The sequence below is a fragment of the Maribacter sp. 6B07 genome (genome assembly GCF_002700155.1).
In the GTDB taxonomy this organism is placed as follows: Bacteria; Bacteroidota; Bacteroidia; order Flavobacteriales; family Flavobacteriaceae; genus Maribacter; species Maribacter dokdonensis.
Window position 1 is genome coordinate 892,474 of record NZ_PDUT01000004.1, and the last position, 19,651, is coordinate 912,124.

Annotated in this window: 10 protein-coding genes; 5 read left to right on the top strand and 5 right to left on the bottom strand. The window is 36.8% G+C overall.

Features of this window, described 5'->3' with window-relative positions:
* Positions 1–17 precede the first annotated feature (17 nt).
* From CSC80_RS18095 to CSC80_RS18115, 5 genes are all read right to left on the bottom strand, one after another.
* Positions 18–3,107: a TonB-dependent receptor gene (locus CSC80_RS18095; RefSeq protein WP_236973436.1), complete on the bottom strand. Its 3,090-nt coding sequence runs from the start codon at positions 3,105–3,107 to the stop codon at positions 18–20.
* 471 nt (positions 3,108–3,578) lie between these two features.
* A complete protein-coding gene (locus CSC80_RS18100; RefSeq protein WP_099193319.1) occupies positions 3,579–7,058 on the bottom strand; it encodes a VCBS repeat-containing protein in 3,480 nt (1,159 codons plus the stop codon).
* Between the two features lie 6 nt (positions 7,059–7,064).
* The gene (locus tag CSC80_RS18105; RefSeq protein WP_099193320.1) at positions 7,065–8,585 is read right to left on the bottom strand and encodes a sulfatase-like hydrolase/transferase; all 1,521 of its coding nucleotides are present in this window, start codon (positions 8,583–8,585) and stop codon (positions 7,065–7,067) included.
* Entirely contained in the window at positions 8,582–10,399 is a 1,818-nt protein-coding gene (locus tag CSC80_RS18110; protein ID WP_099193321.1) for an arylsulfatase, read from the bottom strand. The genes CSC80_RS18105 and CSC80_RS18110 overlap by 4 nt, the downstream gene beginning before the upstream one ends.
* Positions 10,400–10,416: 17 nt before the next feature.
* Positions 10,417–14,616: a hybrid sensor histidine kinase/response regulator transcription factor gene (locus CSC80_RS18115; protein ID WP_236973437.1), complete on the bottom strand. Its 4,200-nt coding sequence runs from the start codon at positions 14,614–14,616 to the stop codon at positions 10,417–10,419.
* A gap of 263 nt (positions 14,617–14,879) precedes the next feature.
* Here CSC80_RS18115 and CSC80_RS18120 point away from each other — a divergent pair, with 263 nt between their 5' ends.
* The 5 genes from CSC80_RS18120 (at position 14,880) to CSC80_RS18140 (ending at position 19,639) form a co-directional block, all read left to right on the top strand.
* Complete coding sequence (locus tag CSC80_RS18120) at positions 14,880–15,749, top strand: AraC family transcriptional regulator (protein ID WP_099193323.1); 870 nt, start codon at positions 14,880–14,882, stop codon at positions 15,747–15,749.
* 87 nt (positions 15,750–15,836) lie between these two features.
* Complete coding sequence (locus tag CSC80_RS18125) at positions 15,837–17,159, top strand: L-fuconate dehydratase (RefSeq protein WP_099193324.1); 1,323 nt, start codon at positions 15,837–15,839, stop codon at positions 17,157–17,159.
* Positions 17,160–17,170: 11 nt separating this feature from the next.
* Positions 17,171–17,944, top strand: coding sequence for an SDR family oxidoreductase (locus CSC80_RS18130; protein ID WP_099193413.1), 774 nt, complete (start codon positions 17,171–17,173; stop codon positions 17,942–17,944).
* 10 nt (positions 17,945–17,954) lie between these two features.
* Positions 17,955–18,812 (top strand): fumarylacetoacetate hydrolase family protein, encoded by an 858-nt coding sequence (locus tag CSC80_RS18135; RefSeq protein WP_099193325.1) that lies wholly within the window; start codon positions 17,955–17,957, stop codon positions 18,810–18,812.
* The gene (locus tag CSC80_RS18140) at positions 18,809–19,639 is read left to right on the top strand and encodes an amidohydrolase family protein (protein ID WP_099193326.1); all 831 of its coding nucleotides are present in this window, start codon (positions 18,809–18,811) and stop codon (positions 19,637–19,639) included. The genes CSC80_RS18135 and CSC80_RS18140 overlap by 4 nt, the downstream gene beginning before the upstream one ends.
* Positions 19,640–19,651: the final 12 nt, after the last annotated feature.

A 19,651-nucleotide genomic window follows, 5' to 3' on the forward strand; every position in this document is an offset into this window, starting at 1 on the left:
GCTTAACTTTTTTTTGTTTAAAATGATACTTGTAATCCTAGTCTAAACTCCCTTGGTGTTGGATATGTACCTTCGTCTACCCCTGAATTGAAAATACTGTTGTTTCCTGTAGCTCCCCTACTGTTTCTTCCTACCTCTGGATAATAACCAGTATAATTGGTAATGGTAAACAGATTAGTTGCCGATACATACAATCTCATTTTTTTGATTTTCATTTTTTCAAGTAACGCATCGCTGAACGAATAACCCAACTGGGCATTACGAAGCCTGAAGTAATCACCAGGCTCTAGGTAAAAAGTAGACATCCTTCTATTAAACCCTAAATCTGCTCTGGTATTTTTAGGGATATTAGTAGAAGTATTAGTTGGTGACCAAGCATTTAAGGCGTCTGCAAAATAGTTACCTTCCAAGTCAAAATAGCCTCTATACTTTGTTCCGTTTAGAATTTCATTGCCCGCAACACCGTTGAAAAAGAGGTTAAGGTCAAACTTTTTGTATTCCGCCGTTAGGTTAAATCCATATTCAAGGTCTGGCGTAGGGTTTCCTATATAGGTACGATCATCATCGTCTATATCACCATCGCCATCCAAATCTTTAAACTTAAAATCTCCGGCACTTGGATTACCAACTTGATCGTTGGCAGCAGTAGCCTCGGCATCCGTTTGGTAGATTCCGTCCACGATATACCCATAAAAAGAAGATATAGGTTGACCAACGTCGGTTCTGGTACTGTTAATTGTATTTGATGTAAACGACCCTTGAATGATCGGGGAAGCATCGCCCAACGCGGTAACCTCATTATCAAGCAATGAAAAATTGGCAGAAACCCCTAATACAAAATCGTCGGACAACTGCTCTTTATAGTCGGCTAAAAATTCAAAACCCTTATTCTCTACACTGGCTGTATTAAAGGGAACCTCATTACCAAACCCGGTGTATAAGGGTAGTCTAAGACCCACCAATACATCTTCAGATTTTTTAATAAAATAGTCCATTGTAAACCTCAACCTATTGTCCAAAATACCCAGTTCGGCACCAATATCAGTGGTCTTTGTGGTTTCCCAGGTAATGTTTTGATTTACCCCTTGCGTGATGGAATAGCCCGTAACCCTGGTCTGTGCCTCACCCAAAATGTACTCGCTAAATAAGTTCAAGGATGGATCGATCGCGTAGGCAGAAACATTGTTTGAACCTATTTCTCCATAACTGACCCGTAATTTTAAATCGGAAATTAAGGAATCGTCTTCCATGAATTTCTCGTTGCTTACGTTCCAGCCCAAGGCCATAGAAGGAAAAGTTCCCCATCGCAAATCATCAGTAAACAAAGAGGACCCATCTCTACGAACCGTGGCCGTAAGAAGGTAACGGTCATCGAACACATAGTTTAACCTACCAAAATATGATTGAATGGTGGAAGTGATATCCTCAGAAGGTACATTCTGGATTTCCAAAGCAGCGGACGCCACCCTAATATCATTGGAAGGAAAGCCTCTAGCAATTACCCCTAAAGACCTTGAATTGGTCTCCTGCTCGGTGTACCCACCAAGTAGATTGATAGAATGATTTCCAAATACTTTTTGGTAGTTCAAGGTATTTTCCAATAACCATGATTGGTACGTTACGTTGGTTTCATTCAATTCAGCCATACCACTTGACACCCCTGTTGCTAAAAAAACGGGATGGTTTGGGGTAAAGGTGTAATTATTGTTGTTGTAGTATTCCAGACCTAAATTCAACTTGTAAGTAAGGCCGTCGATAATCTCATAAGAAGGAGACAGGTTTCCTAAAAAAGTATTTCTGGTAACCGTACGATCTTCCAAAGCGGCCATCCCCAACTCATTATAGATTGACGATTGGCCATAGAACGAACCAGGAGAAGCATCAATTCCTCTTTCCTCCAGATCCGATGAGCTCCAGTCACCATTCGAATCCTTCAATCTTATAGTGGGCAAAATATTTCGCTCTTTGTTAAAATAAGGGTTCGGATTGTTTACGGTTCGTGTTAGTCCTAAGGTTGTTTCTAATTTAAACTTGTTTTTGGTAAAACTTCCATTAGCCCTTGCCGTATATCTTTTAAAATCGGAATATTTTACAATACCATCTTGGTCAAAATAGTTCATCGAAAAGCTGAACAGCGTATTCTCCCCACCGCCTGCCAATCTTATATTGGTATTTTGAACGGCTGCGGACCTCAGCGATTCCTTATACAGGTCGCTTGAATATGAGGGGTCAAATTCAGTATCGTTAGCAGGCTTTCTTGCTGAACCGTCATTGTCGTCTGACCTATTTGATATTTCGGCATATTGACTTGCATCGGCCCAATCAAGAGTATTGATTACACTTTGAAATCCATAACTTGTATCAAAATCTACGGAAAGTCCTCCTCGTTTACCTTTTTTAGTTGTGATGATTACAACACCGTTAGCGGCCCTTGAACCGTAAATGGCACTTGCAGAAGCATCTTTAAGAACCGATATCGATTCAATATCCGATGGGTTAAGCGACTCCATCCCTCCGGTCAACATACCGTCGATTACATATAACGGTCCTGCATCTGACATCGTACCCGTACCTCTAATGGCTATAACTGCACTTGCCCCAGGGGAACCACCTTGAGTTTGAACACTGACCCCCGCCATACGACCCTGTAATGCCTGAGAGGCATCGCTATAGGTGTATTTATCAATATCTTTGGATGCCACTTGTGAAACAGCTCCTGTAAGGTCACTTTTCTTTTGTGTTCCGTATCCAATTACAACCACCTCATCTAACTGACTTGCATCCTCCTCCAGCACGACATCAATAATGGATTGCCCAGAAATAGCGACTTCCTTAGATTTAAAACCAATGTAACTAAATACTAAAATTCCATCATTTACATTCCCAATGGAATAGTTACCATCAAAGTCGGTTTGTGTACCATTTGTAGTACCCTTTTCCAAAACCGATGCTCCAGCAAGTGGCATACCCGAACCATCGATTACTGTTCCTGAAACTGTTCCATCTTGAGCCAGGACATATTGGTTACTCGACATTAAAAGACCAATGACCATTAAAATCAATGGCACCCAGCTGTCGAATAATTTCATTGCTTTTGTTAATCCCATAATTTTGTATTCTTTATTATTTTATATCATCAAATGTATTCCCAAGTCCTTAAGGATAATGCAACAATTGTTTTTATCAATGAAACAAATGATTAAACAACTCGTTTTAAGACTGATATACAATAACCTTTTGAAACCTTTCTTACGTTAAGTGGAATTACGATCTATTTGAGGTTATAAAAATGATAATTCAACGGGAGCAATTAAAAAAAGGTAGGGCAATTGTATTTTAATTGACCACTATCTAATACTTACTTTACCAATAGTTTTGTAGCACTTAATTCTCTAATAAATCATTATATAACAATATTACCATTCATCATTAAATACGTTTTCTTTGCAAGACCAATCGTTTTCTGAATATCTTTCAATGTGAGTCTGAAAGCATGTCAAACATACACTCTAAAAACAGGTTATTAGACATTTCTAAATATTGAGCAGCTGTTTACTTTACTAATGGTGTATTCACTATTATTTAAATTCAACAGTGTGAATTGCATCTGATTTTAAAATATACTGTGCTGGTTGGGACAGGTAGCCACTACCCCAATATCTTTCTACTTTTCTAATTTTTCCATTCTGCAACTCTAGGACAGCCGTAGTAGTGCCTTTTGGCCAAGAAATTATTGAATCTATCTTAGCATTCTGATATTTAAATCCTTTAGTACCTCCGTTATTTACCGTAACCACAAATCGCGGTTGTTGATCACTATTTTGATACTGAACTAAACTTTTAGTGTCACCGGGCACGTAAAAACCACTTTCCCTATAAGGTAATTCCCTAAAACCTCCTTTGCCATCACCTAACAGAACCAATCCATTGCCACCATCTATATACCCAGAAATCACCTCTGTATGATATAAATTACCTACCGCTAACAAATCTAAATTTCCATCAAAATTAACATCGGCAACTTGCATACCCTGTACAACAGAAAATTGAGCAACCAACGGCAGTTGAATAGGTTCTAATTTACCATCTCCTGTATTTTCCAGATACACTGAGGCAAATTCGTTGGCTTCCAAAATTTGCATAGATGTAGTGTCTAACACCCGCAATAAATCTTGAGTGCTAGATTCTGCAAATTCCTTATAACTTCTAAACACCCCTTTTACACTATTTAACTGGGTAGCCAATAAATTTCTAGGTGCTATACTTACTTCCTTATCACGGATAAATCTTGTAGCTATGGCATCAACACTGCCATTACTATCAAAATCATTCGCATAAATACGTAGCGGTTTTTCCTTGGTGACTTTGTAAGCATGGTTGTTGCCCAGGTTACCTACGACATAGTCGGTATCGCCATCATTATCGAAATCGCCCCCAACGATACTATTCCACCAACCTTTTGCTGAATCAATGGAAGGTGAAATTGCAGTTTGAATTAATTTTCCATCTTTCTTTTTAAAAAATGTAATAGACATAAACTCACCTACCACTAACAAATCCATTTCAGCATCATTATCTACATCAGTAAAAATTGCTGAGGTAACCATACCGATTTCCGATAGTTCTGGCGCCCATTGTAAGGTTACATCTGTAAATGTACCCGCATCATTACGTAGTAAATAACTTTTTGGGGCAATTGGAAAACTCCCTGGAGTAACCCTACCACCTACAAACAAATCCAAATCACCATCCCTATCAAAATCAGTGGCCACTGCACAAGAACCACTTGCCAAGATTGGTGGTAATGCATCGGGGTTATATTTAAAATTGCCCTTTCCATCATTTAAGTATAATCTGTCTTGATAATGACCTTTATCAAAGTATTTTACCGCACTGCCTCCACTTACTACATAAAGATCCATGTCGCCATCTGTATCGGCATCAAAGAATAATGCTCCTCCATCTTCATAAATAGGCTGTTCGGCTAAAGGCTTAGCGATGAAAGTACCATCATTTTGTTGAAACAATAATTGTCCTGAATTATCCCGGCTACCACCAATAAAAATATCGTCTAAACCGTCTCCGTTACAATCCGCAACGGCAGTTGAAGGGCCATTATAATCGAACTGATGTAAAAGTAGGGGCTCATGGATAAAATCGTTTCCCCTGTTTTCTACGTGGGTATGGTTTAACATGAAAGATGTCAATAAGGTAGAACCCATATTTTTTCCTTTCGCGTTAACCAATTCTATTGTTGATGGATCAATGCGATAAATGGTATCTAAACGTTCCGGAGAAAATTCACCTGAAATTCCATCTGGCCATGTAATAGATACTTTTTGCAACTCTTTATTCTTTGACAAGCCAAAATGTAATTTTTGCTGAGAACTAGACATGTATCCCTTAACCGGATTTTTTTCTTGATACGCCACTGTACCATCTTTAAAATGCAATCCTACCTGCGCACCATATGCATTCTTATTATTTTCTTTACCTATTACGTCTAATTGTAGGTAATGGTTTTTATTTGAGTTGTTCTGATATAAAAATGCAGGGGAGTTGATGTTATTAACCACCAAATCCAAATCACCATCATTGTCAAAATCGGCATAGGCTGCACCGTTACTTAAAGAAGCCTTGTCAAAGCCCCAATCTTTCACTTTATTTTCAAACTTTAATTCGCCCTCATTTTTAAACATGTAGTTGGGCAAGTATATACTATCTAAGTCTAAAATTCGCTTCACAACCTTTGCTTCGCGCATTTTACCCGTTCCCTTTTGAAAAATATGTTGCTGACTAGAATAATCTTGAAAATCATGGTCGGTTATATTTCTTCTGAAACCATTCGTAATATATAAATCTTTAGATCCATCATTATCAAAATCCGCTGCCAAGGGAGCCCAACTCCAATCGGTTTCATGCAAACCTGCCAAGCGACCAACTTCGCTATATATTGGCTTACCATCAGTACCCTCACCTCTGTTCAATTGCAACACATTACGAATAAACTGTGGCTGAAATCCTTTTTTTATAGTTTCTTTAAAGTGTTGTGGATTCATGTTTGCCGTCATGGTTTTTTGGCGCTCATTTGACTCGGGAAGCATATCCAAAACAAAAATATCAAGCAATCCATTATTCGTAAAATCAGCCATTTCTATTCCCATACTATTACGGGCGGTATGACTAAAATAAGATGACAATTGATCTGAAAACGTACCATCTTGATTGTTAATGTACAATAAATCACTAGCTAAAAAATCATTGGCTACATAAATATCGGGCCATCCATCTTTATTTATGTCGGAAACGGCTACTCCAAGGCCATATCCTTCTGTTAAAATACCTGCACTTGCCGATACATTTTTAAAAACGGGATGACCGTCTGGACCAATACCTTCATTTCTATATAATTTATCAGTACTGGGTCCCGACCCATCTTTTAATGTATAAAGCTTTTCTACTTGATCTGTATTCTCCTTGGCATGTGTTAACAAGTATAGATCCAAGTCACCATCCTTATCATAATCTAAAAAGGCCGCTTGCGTAGAAAAACCACTGTCGGCAATGCCATAATCAGCTGCTTGCTCGGTAAAGGTAGCATCCCCATTGTTAACATACAGCTTGTTTTTTCTTTTGTTTTCAGTGGTGAATCCACCAACGGAAACATAAATATCCAACCATCCATCTTGATTAATGTCAACAATGGAAACTCCATTGTCCCACGAATCGCCGGTAATACCGGCCACCTCTGTAATATCTTCAAAAATAAAGCCCCCTTTATTCAAATAGAGCTTGGAAGGCACTAGGTTACCCGAAAAGAAAATATCTTCCAAGCCATCATTGTTAAAATCTCCTACCCCAACACCTGCACCAATGTATAAATAAGGAAATGAGAAATAATGCATTTCTTCTGTCTCCCAAATCTTATTATTGAAATCTATATTGGATTGCTTTTCAGATATCAACGTAAATCGTTTCTCCTCTACCTTTCCTTTACAAGCAAATAATAATACTGCCAGTAGAACTATGCACCCATATCTCCAATTAAACTTCAACATCTAGCGTTATATTTTTGATTTAAACTTGGCGTAAGTGGCTGATAAATCTAACGAATCTTTCATCTTCATTTGTAACTGTTGCAATTCTCCAAAAAGCTCTTCCACCTTTGCTTTATATTCTGTTTTGGTTGCTAAATCCTTCATTTCATCTGGGTCTTCTTCCATGCTAAAAAGTAATAGTTTGTTCAACTTTGGGTATACCAACAATTTAAATCCATCTTTTCTGATCATTCGCTGCGAATTAACATATGACCCATAAATTGACGGGTAATTACTACTTTTTTGTGTGCCCTTAACCAGTGGTAATATGCTATTAAAGAACACCTTTTCTTTTGCTGGCGCCCCTGCTAAATCTAGCGCAGTGGCCATAGCATCTTGAATATAGATGTCAGTATTTACCTTTTTGTCTTTAGGTATATCCGGTCCGCAAATAATAAAAGGTGCACGTATACTATGATCGAACAAACTTTGCTTGCCTATTAGCCCATGTTTGCCTATGGCCAAACCGTGATCGGCAGTAAAAACTATATATGTATTCTTAGGATCTAAAGTTTCTTCTACTTTTTTCCAAATTTCCCCAAGTTGTTGGTCTAAATGCGTAATTAATGCATAATATTCTTGAATGTGTTTTTTGGTGGCATAGGCTGTTCTTGGAAATGGGGCCAAAGCCTCATCTCTCAATTGGTAATCATTATCTATACCTACTCTATCTGGGTAAACTTCTTGCCAATTTTTTGGAAGCGAAATTTGCTCTAAAGGATACATGTCCAAAAATTCTTGAGGTGCTTGCCTAGGGTCGTGTGGCGCATTAAAAGCCAAATACATAAAAACAGGCTTCTCTCGGTCTTTGGTCTCATCTAAAAACGCAACTGCATCGTTTTTAACGACCTCGCTCCAATGTGTACCGCCCTCCCAATAACCACCATGTGTTGGGTCTGCAGGATTCCACAAGGTATCCTTTTCATCCTTTGGTCTATTGTATCCCAAAGGCATCACCGTTGCCGGATTGATATCTTTAGGCAACTCTGCAAAAGTTTTTACCATAGCAGCATGGTCCCACCGATCTTTGGGCATACCTGGTCTTTCATTTTTTACATAGTCAAATACTTTCTGAGTCTTGGCGGTAACATGCCATTTGCCTCCCATATAGGTTTCGTAACCCGCAGCTTTCATATATTGCCCCCAAGTATGTTCCAAGTCTTGGTCTTTCTTCCAGGCTTCATACTTCTTTTGTGCATCCCAAACACTTAAGCCAGATATTATCATTGATCTTGAAGCTACACATACAGCACCATTCCAAGCGCCCATATTGTAAGCGTTTGTAAACGTGGTCCCCGTTGTGACCAAACGATCCAAATTCGGCGTTTTTATTTCTGCATTGCCCAAAGCATTTATAGCATCATATGTATAATCATCTGCAAACAAGAAAATGAAATTTGGTTTTTCTTTCTTCTGTGTTTTCTCTTGTTCTTTACATGCAATAAAACAACTTATGACCCCTAATAAGATAAGTAAACGCTTTTTCATATTTTGGTAATATTTACATAATATGCTGGGAATTCTGATGTATCTGGAGTAATAAAACTGGCAGCCAACCTATACGTTCCGTTCTCTAAACTACCGGTAACGGATACATGACTTTCCGATGCATTTCCGTCTTGCTTAAAAACAAGGTCATTTAATTTAATTTGACCACCAACTACCTTTATACCTATACCTTTTGCTAGTCCGTTCCAATTGGGTTTAGAGGCTATTTCTTTTACAGTGTCGTTTATAGCGAAGTTAGATTCTGGTGGATATCGGTACAAATCGAATTGATAGTTTCCCGGTTCTGTAATTTTTATTAAATAATACCCCTTAGGTGACAACTCCCCTTTTCTTATCAAATCTTGATTCCACGGTATTGGATCCTCTGAATGTAAATCATGAATAGTAAGCAACACGTTTTCGTTATTTGGCGTGTTTAAAGGAATGCTTGCATAATGCATATCTTGCTCAGTACTTTTCCACCATTCATCATAAAATGCCTGCATATTTTTTACCCGCTCAGGAAACTTATCACTAAGGTTCTCTGTTTGACTTATGTCAGTTTGTATATTATAGAGCTCATCCCCATTTACCAAGCGCCACTCCCCTTGCATTACACAACTATTTCTATCTTTTTTTGGCCATTGCAATCGTTGGGTATCTACCACCAACATACGATCTTCCAATTTTGTATTTGATTGGAATACTTGGGAGACGTCGGTACCATCTAAATAGTTCTTAGGTGTATATTCTAATTTGCATATCGTGGCAAAAGTGGGCAAGATGTCTACATGTGCCACCAAATCATTACTTTTCTTTTGGTTCTTTGAAGTTATATTTCCCTTTGGCCAATGTATTAAAAAAGGTACCCTATGCCCACCATCATACGGGCTACTTTTGGTTCCTCTGAGGTTTGCATTATACCCCGTAGTCAATCCATTTTTTTTACCAATGCCGGCAGCAGTGCCATTATCCGTCGTAAATACTAAAATTGTATTTTCCAGCTTTCCAGATGTTTCTAGATATTTTAAAAGCTTACCTATGTTATCATCCACATTACTGATCATACCATAAAACCGTTTTTGGGTATCGGTAAGATTTGCATCTGCATACATATCTAAATACTCTTGCGGTACGTTAAATGGACCATGAGGCGCATTTAAAGCTAGATATGTAAAAAAAGGTTTATCCGCTTGATCTTCAATATATTTTATAGTTTCATTGAACCAAACATCTGTACAATAGCCTTCAAACTTTTCTGGAATACCGTTTCTGAAATAAGTATCATCAAAATAATCATTATTCCAAAAATCCGGAGTTTGTCCTACACCACCGCCGCCGTGATATAATGCGTTATCAAAACCTCGATCATGCGGTCTAAACGGGTAATTATCCCCTAAATGCCATTTGCCGAACATTGCAGTTGCATATCCATTTTCTTGAAAAACCTCTGACATGGTTTGCTCCTCTTCATTTAAAATAGAGCAGCCCCCAATGGTATGCCAAGCATTGTTTCTATTACTATTTCTACCTGTCATTAATCCCGCCCTGGAGGGCGCACAGGTAGTACCTACATGAAAGTTGGTTAACTCGGTAGACTTCGTGGCTAAAGCATCAATATTGGGCGTTTTTATAATAGTATTACCATGAAAACCTACGTCTCCATAGCCTTGATCATCTGTAATTATAAAAATAACATTGGGTCGTTCAAAATCGTTCGCTTTTTTCTTCTCAACGGTATTCCTATCCTTACAGGAACTGAATATCAATACCAGAACAAAAAATTTAAAAAATAGGTTGTTACCGAGTTTCATATTTGGTTAAAGGTGAATTAATCTTGTTCCACTTTTGTTTTCTTAATGTATTCACTAGGTACTACACCAAATTCTTTTTTGAAACATTTAGAAAAATAGGAGGCGGTATTGAACCCCGTTCTGAACATAATTTCCTTTACGGAAAAATCACTATTGTCCAGAAGTTGAATGGCTCGTTTTAATCGAATATTCCTTATGAACTCACTTGAAGACAAACCGGTAAGCTCCTTGAACTTTAGGTAAAGATTACTTCTACTATGCCCCATTTCCTTTACCAACATCTCTACATTAAAATCAGTATTCATCATATGTTTCTCTACCGTTTCAACCGCTTGCTGCAAAAACTTTTCATCCAATGAGGTTACGGTAACTTCTTTAGGCTGTAACGTAATTTCTTTCTTGAATCTTTTTCGCAACTCTTCCCTGTCTTTAAGAATATTGGCTACTTTAAGCTCTAATACCTGTACATTGAACGGTTTCTTTAAATAGGCATCTGCTCCGTGTGACAAACCTTCTATCTCACTCTCTTGCGAAGTCTTGGCAGTCAACATTATTACCGGAATATGACTGGTGATATTGGTGGTTTTTATCATTTCACAGAACTCAATACCTCCCATTACCGGCATAACTACATCAGTGATAATAATATTGGGCAACACTTTTTTAGCAATCTCCATACCCCGTTCACCATTATTGGCCTCAAAAACCGTGTAGGTTTTACCCATAACCTGTTTTATGAACTGTATGATATCTGGATTATCATCTACAATAAGCAATACGGGGTTTTTAGACCTAACCTTAGATAAATTATAATCTTCTAGTTCATCATTCAAATCTATTGCCAAGGACTCGGCCTCAGAAGATCGAACCAAATAATCATTATCGGTTATTTCCTTACAACTAATATCATCTGCATCTTCGTATGCTTGTTTATCGGTTGGTAACGTCACCGTAAAACAAGACCCACCACCTTCATTATTTTCAACGGAAATACTGCCCAAATGTAACTCCACCAAACTTTTGGTAAATGCAAGACCTATACCTACACCTTTGGAGTTTACTTTCTCGTTCTCTTTCTCCGTATAATACTTCTCAAAAATGATATTCTTCTTAACATCTGAAATACCCAATCCGTTATCCTTTACTTTAATGATAACATTTTCTTTTTCTGTAGGTCCATTTTTGTAAACATCGATTTCTACTATAATCTCACCACCCTCAGGGGTAAATTTGAAGGCGTTGGACAGAAGATTGTTTATCACCTTTTCCAATGCATTATGATCGAACCAAGTTTTAAAATGTTCTTGACTTGAGACAATGTTGAACTTGACCGATTTTTTAAATGCCAATAACTGAAAGGGCTCCGCTACTTCCTTTATAAAAAATACAATATCCGTATGCCTAACAACAAGTGACATTTTACCTTGGTTGATCTTTCTAAAATCTAACAATTGGTTCACCAACCTTAAAAGGTAGTTGGTGTTCTTATGCATTAATTGATATTGCTCTTTCAGATTAGACGCCCCAATTTCTTCCTTACTGCTTAACAAATACTCTAAAGGAGCTTTGATTAAAGTAAGCGGGGTCTTGAACTCGTGCGAAATATTGGTGAAAAAATCAAGCTTTAAGGTTTGTAGTTCGTCGTTTTTCTCTTTCTCCAAATGTTCCAGTTCCAGTTGATGTTTTTTGGTATTACTAATTATGGTAAACCTCCATAAACCGGCCAAAAGAAGCAATAGTAAAAAGCCATAAATAATATATGCCACCGTAGTTCTGTAAATAGGCGGTCTAACAGTTAATTGTAAGGTGTACGGTGTATTATCCCAAAGGCCATCGTTATTGGATGATTTTACCTTTAAGGTATAATTACCAGGTTCAATGTTAGTATAAGTAGCAAACCTTTTGTCCGAACTTGCATATACCCAATCATTATCAAAACCTTCTAACTTATATGCGTATTGGTTCTTTTTTGGTGCAGAAAAGTGTAAGGAAGAAAATTCAAATGAAAAGCTATTCTCGCTATAATCTAAAGTAATATCCTTTACCTCGGATATATTTTCTTCTAATAAAACCCTACCGTTTATTTCTTCGCCTACTGCAATTTCTTCGTTGAAAATAGATAGTTTGGTAACTACCGTTTCCGGTGCTGTTTTATTATCATTTATTTCCCTTGGATAAAATGCGTTAAAACCGTTGATTCCGCCAAAAACCAATTCACCATCCTTTCTTTTTAAAGAGGCTAATTCTTGAAACTCACTATCCTGCAAGCCGTCCGAGACATCAAAATTCTTAAAGATTTCTTGATCAGTATCAAACATGGACAGTCCTTTATTGGTAGAAACCCATAAATGACCTTGTTCATCTTCTAAAATTGCCTTAATTACATTATTAGGCAGACCTTGGGCAATACTATAGTTTTTGAACGTCGCTTCTTTACCATTTTCCCCTGGTATAAGTTTATTCAATCCACCACCAAAAGTACCTATCCAAAGCTCTCCTTTTCTATTTTCAAAAAGTGATAAAATATAATTGTGGCTTAATGAGTTTGGATCATCTTCATCCTTTTTGTAATTCTTGAATTTTGGATCCTCTTTATATTTTTCGGTAATAGTTAGCTGACTAAGTCCATCGCCCGTTGCGATCCATATATTCCCCTTACTATCTTCATAAATATTTCTTACAATATTGTTAGCCAAGGAGTTAACATCATTGGTATTTTCCTTAAAATTCTGCTTTGAATAATTTCCATCCACGTCTTTAATCCATCGGTATAAACCGCCTGAATAGGTACCTATCCATAAATTATCTTGCGAATCGTTCAAAAGACTGAATACACTTCTGTGAATACCTTCTAGTCTTGTAATTTTAGGAGTTTTATCTTTAGGATTAGTAATATCTATTTTAAATAGGTACGGATGATTTTGACCGCCCGCCAAAAGAAATTTTCTATTTTTTATGGAAATCTCTTCAAGGGCAAAAACTTTTCTCAATTCATTAGTTGAAGTAAAGGCGGCGTATTTCTCTTTACCCGAATTACCTTTATTTAAACCACCACCCTCTGTACCTACCCAAAATGTACCATTACTATCTTCAAAGATCGATCTTATTTTGTCATAGCTTAGGCTGTTCTCTTTTAAATTGCGTTTTACATGTTTAAACTTTTTTCTGTTAGGATCAAACTTGTTTACTCCGCCACCATTGGTACCTACCCATAAAATACCTGTTCTATCTATGAACAAAGAAGTAATAATATTTTTACTAATGCTATTTTTATCTTCTGGTTTATAGCTGAAGGTTTTTATTAACCGGGGTTGCTTTAAGCTAGAAGAATTATCAAAGTATAACAGCCCATTATCAGTTCCGGCCCAAATGTGGTTCATATCATCAAAAGCCAAAGACGTAAAGTTTCCTTCTCTGATTTTTATAAATTTTTGGTCCTTATCATTATTTTGTACAAACAACCCCTGCCCTGTACCAACAATATATTTGTTATATCTGTCTTGTGCTATTACACCTACCGATTCTGTACCAAAACCGATTTCATCACTAATCAGTTTAAAATAGGATTTGCCGCCAGCATCAAGTTTTAGCTGATATATACCTAAATGACCGCCTAAAAGTAATTCGCCATCAGAATTTTCATATATAGAATTAATTACACTACCATCTTGTCGCTCATCGGTATCTTTGATAACAAACTTGAACTTTTCAAACTTTATACTATCCATAGATGCCGAGAGGTCAACCATGTTGACATCTTCCTTAGTGGCTATCCACAGTCTATTTTTGCTATCAATATATAGACGTGTTATATAATTATTAGAAATACTATGATCGTCTTCTTTATTATATTTAAACTGCCTAAAAGTTTCTTTCTTTTTATCATAATAAAATAGACCATCACCGGTACTACCAATCCACAGATTACCATTTTGATCGCCTGTCATGGCGTAAATAAGGTTACTATTTATGTTCGTGCTTTTTTGATCAGGTTTAAAAACGGAGAAAGAATATCCATCATATCTATTTAATCCATCGTGTGTACCAAACCACATGAAGCCATAGGAATCTTGATATATACAATTCACATCACTTTGCGAAAGACCATCATCTGTACCAATATGATCAAAATAGAAGTTTTCCTGTGCCTCTACTATAAAAGAAAAGAACAACCCAAAAATCACCAAAAGTGGCTTTGTTATCCTTACTGGTTTCAAACATATTTTTCTACAGACCTTAAGCATAAATGTATGTTTATAAAAAGCTATTTTCGGGAGAATATTCATGAACAATAAAAGTGATAAAGTTTAGTATAATACCATGAACGAAATGATTTCATATGTAGAAGATATGGTTTTATTTGTCTTTTTCCTCTTCAAAATTCAATAAAACCCTATTCCTCTATATAATATAAGCACTACAAATCATATATTTTTTATACATCTTAAAATAGTTCGTATTTTGTAATAAATTACATGATATGAAACTTCATCTGCTAGATCGTTCTAGTGTTGCCAATACCTCTATTACCGTATCTCAAAATAATTACAAGAACTTTTTGAAGGTATGGCATTTTCATGAAGAGCTAGAATTGGTTTATATTATTAAAAGTACCGGTACTAGATTTGTTGGAGATAGCATAGAAAAATTTGAAGCCGGTGAGGTTGTTTTAATAGGTAAGAACGTTCCGCATATGTGGTTAAATGACGAGGTATATTTTGAAAAAAACTCCACACTTACCGCACAAGCAGTTTCCGTTCATTTTAAAGATAACTTCGTTGGTCAAGAATTTTTATCCCTGCCAGAAATGCAACCTGTTGCTCAATTATTGAAGAAAGCGGCACAGGGAATAAAATTCAACCATATTAAGGATAATATAAAAAATGAATTAACAAACCTGTATAATCTTGAACCTGCACTTAAAATTACGAGAATAATTGAATTATTATGCAAATTGGAGCAACAGCAAAACTATACGCTTTTATCAAGTAATGGTTTTATAAATACATTTCATAAATCAGAAAATAAAAGGTTGAATATTATTTATGAATATATATATCAAAATTTTCATACCCAAATAAGCTCTAAAGACGTAGCTCTGTTGGTTAATATGAACGCATCATCCTTCAGTAGATTTTTTAAGACAATTCACAGAAAACCGTTTACCAGATTCTTGAATGAAATTAGAATTGGCTTTGCTTGCAAAATGATACTTGAAAACAAAGAGAGCATTACATCAATTGCATATGCGTGTGGATTTGGAAACATTTCTAATTTTAATCGTCAGTTCAAAATCATTAAAGATCAATCTCCTTCTTCATTTTTAAGCCAACATCGAAAACATTTTTAAGCTTAATGCAAAAAAAGTATCAGATTTGGTATTTTATGTGGTGGTTTTAGGTCATCTGTCCCCCTATTTTTGAATAAAACAAAATCAATGTCAAATTCAATTATAATTACTGACGTCATCTCAAGGGACATTCGCTTTCCTACAAGTAAGTCTTTAGACGGATCAGACGCCATGAATCCTGATCCAGATTATAGTGCTGCATACGTTATTTTAAAGACTAATGCACCTGATGGCCATGAAGGTCACGGATTAACCTTTACTATAGGTAGAGGTAATGAACTTTGCACCCAGGCCATAACATCTCTTTCTCATTTAGTCATTGGTAAATCTTTGGAAAGCTTTACCTCGAATATGGGCGCTTTTTGGAAAATGATTACCGGTGACAGCCAATTGAGATGGTTGGGTCCTGAAAAAGGGGTTATTCACTTAGCCACTGGCGCTATTGTAAATGCCGTTTGGGATCTATATGCCAAGGTAGAGAAGAAACCGCTTTGGAAATTATTGGCAGATATGACTCCCGCTGAATTGGTCTCATGTATGGATTTCACTTACATTACAGATGCCATAACTCCTAAAGAAGCTCTTGAACTTTTAAGTAAAAATGAAGCTACCAAACAAGAACGTATTGCTTATCTGAAGGATAAAGGCTACCCTGCATATACTACATCGGCAGGTTGGTTAGGGTATTCCGATGATAAAATGAGACGTCTTTGCAAAGAAGCTAAAGAGAGTGGCTTTAAGCATATGAAAATCAAAGTTGGTTCTGACTTAAAGGACGATATGAGACGTGCCGCAATTATTCGTGAAGAAATTGGAGACGATCTAAAACTCATGATGGATGCCAACCAAAAATGGGATGTTGATGAAGCGATAACCAACATGGAATCGCTTAAAAAATTCAACCCGTGGTGGATTGAAGAACCAACTAGTCCCGATGATATTTTAGGTCATGCTAAAATTGCCAAAGCAGTTAAACCCATTGGAGTTGCAACAGGTGAACATTGTCAAAATAGGGTAATCTTTAAGCAACTAATGCAGGCCGGTGCCATTGGCATTTGCCAAATTGATAGCTGTAGGGTTGGTGGCGTAAACGAAATTTTGGCCATATTGTTAATGGCCGCTAAATTCAATATCCCTGTTTGCCCGCATGCAGGTGGCGTAGGTCTTTGTGAGTACGTTCAACACCTATCCATGATAGACTTTATAGCTATAAGCGGTAGTATGGAAAATAGAATTATAGAATTTGTTGATCATTTGCACGAACATTTTTATGACCCTGTGGTTATTAAGGACGGAGCATACATGCCCCCTAAACTACCAGGCTATAGTATTACCATGAAAGAAGAGTCATTGGACACCTATACTTTTCCTGATGGGGCATTTTGGAAAGAAGAATTACAGAACAAATAAACGATAGAAACATGAAGTTTAACCTAAAAGGTAAAAACGCTATAATAACCGGCGGTGGTAGCGGTATTGGTCAAGCAATTTCTACAACTTTTGCTGCGCAAGGAGCCAACGTTCATATTTTGGAATTAAATGCAGACCATGCCCAAAACACTGTAAACTTAATTAAAGAACAAGGTGGATCAGCTACAGCATATAACTGCAATGTTGTTGATCAAAAGCAGGTAGTTGAGGTAATCAAGGAAATTGCTTCAAAACATGATATTCATATTTTAATTAATAATGCAGGTATAGCCCATGTAGGTAATATTGAAAAAACTGCCGAAACAGATTTAGATCGCGTTTATGATGTCAATGTTAAAGGCCCGTATAACTGCATGTATGCTCTTATTCCCACTATGAAGAAACATGGGGGAGTCATCATTAATATGGCATCTATAGCTTCTAGCGTAGGTTTAAATGACCGTTTTGCCTATTCTATGAGCAAAGGAGCCATATTGACCATGACCTATTCCATAGCCAAAGATTATATTAAAGACGGTATTCGTTGCAATTGTATTTCACCGGCTAGAATACACACTCCTTTTGTTGATGGGTTCATTAAAGCCAATTACCCGGGACAAGAAGAAGAAATGTTCAAAAACCTTTCTGCCACACAGCCAATTGGCAGAATGGGCAAACCTCAAGAAGTTGCTGACCTAGCCCTTTACCTTTGTTCAGACGAAGCTTCTTTTATTACTGGAACGGATTTCCCTATTGACGGGGGATTCATAAAACTTAACGGATAAATTATATACAATGAAATTAATACGATTTGGAATACCTGAAAATGAGAAACCTGGAGTAATTCTTGATAATGGCGATTGGATAGATACTTCAGGTTTTGGTGAAGATTATGATGAACTGTTTTTTGAGAACGACGGTTTAGCACGACTTAAGTCTTGGGTAGATGAAAAAGCTAATGATTTACCTAAAATAGATAAGAGTACTAGGTTGGGACCTCCCCTAAAAAAACCTTCTAAAATTGTTTGCGTTGGGTTGAACTATGCCAAACATGCAGCGGAAAGTGGCATGAAAGTACCTACCGAACCTGTATTGTTCTTTAAGGCAACTTCTGCTATCGTAGGACCCAATGATGATGTTATCATCCCAAAGAATAGTAAGAAGACCGACTGGGAGGTAGAGCTTGCCGTAGTTATTGGTAAAAAAGCAAGCTATGTGGAAGAAACCGACGCCATGGACTATGTTGCGGGTTACACATTGCATAATGATTATAGTGAAAGAGAATTTCAATTAGAAAAAGAAGGGCAATGGGTAAAAGGTAAAAGTTGTGACACCTTTGCACCTATAGGTCCGTTTTTAGCTACCAAAGAAGAAGTTAGCGATCCACATAATTTAGACTTGTGGTTAAAGGTCAATGGAGAACTATTACAGAACAGTAATACCGAAGATTTAGTTTTCAATGTTCCAGAATTGGTTAGTTATATTAGCCAATACATGACCCTATTACCGGGTGATATCATATCTACAGGTACTCCTTTTGGTGTAGGTTTAGGTTTTAATCCTCCAAGATATTTAAACCCAGGTGATGTGGTTGAATTAGGTATTGAAAAACTAGGTAGTTCTAAACAAGTTGCCAAGGCATATACAAAATGATCATAGACAGCCATCAACATTATTGGAAGTATGACCCGGTTAGAGATAGTTGGATCGATAGCACTATGAAAATCATACAACGTGATTTTTTACCTAGTGATTTAAAACCAATACTTACTGAAAACAATGTTGATGGTTGTATTGCCGTACAAGCAGATCAGTCTGAAACCGAGACGACCTTTTTATTAAACTTAGCTACCCATAATAATTTTATAAAGGGAGTCGTAGGCTGGGTAGATTTATGCGATAATAACGTGAAAAAGCGTTTGGAACATTTTGCCCAAAACAAACTTTTTAAAGGTGTGCGTCATATTTTACAAGCTAAAAAGGAAGACTTCATTTTAGATCAAGCCTTTATGAACGGCATTAGTGAATTAGCGGCCTTAAATCTAACCTACGATCTTTTGGTGTTCCCTAATCAATTAAAGAACAGCATTCAATTGGTTTCAAAATTTTCAAATCAAAAATTTGTTCTTGACCATATTGCCAAACCACCTATTAAATCTGGTGAAATAAATGATTGGAAAGCTGCTATTACAGCACTTGCCAAAAACCCAAATGTATATTGTAAACTATCGGGACTAACTACTGAAGCAAATTGGAGCAGTTGGAAAACTTCCGATTTCACTCCGTATATCGATGTTGTATTTGAGGCATTTGGCACAGACCGCATAATGTTCGGGTCAGATTGGCCTGTTTGCCTATTGGCGGGTAGTTATTCCAAAAACAAAGACATTATCACGTCTTACATCCAGCAACTATCGCCTACAGAGCAAGCACAAATTATGGGATTGAACGCTATGGATTTTTACAACTTAAACGCATAATCAATTAATCAT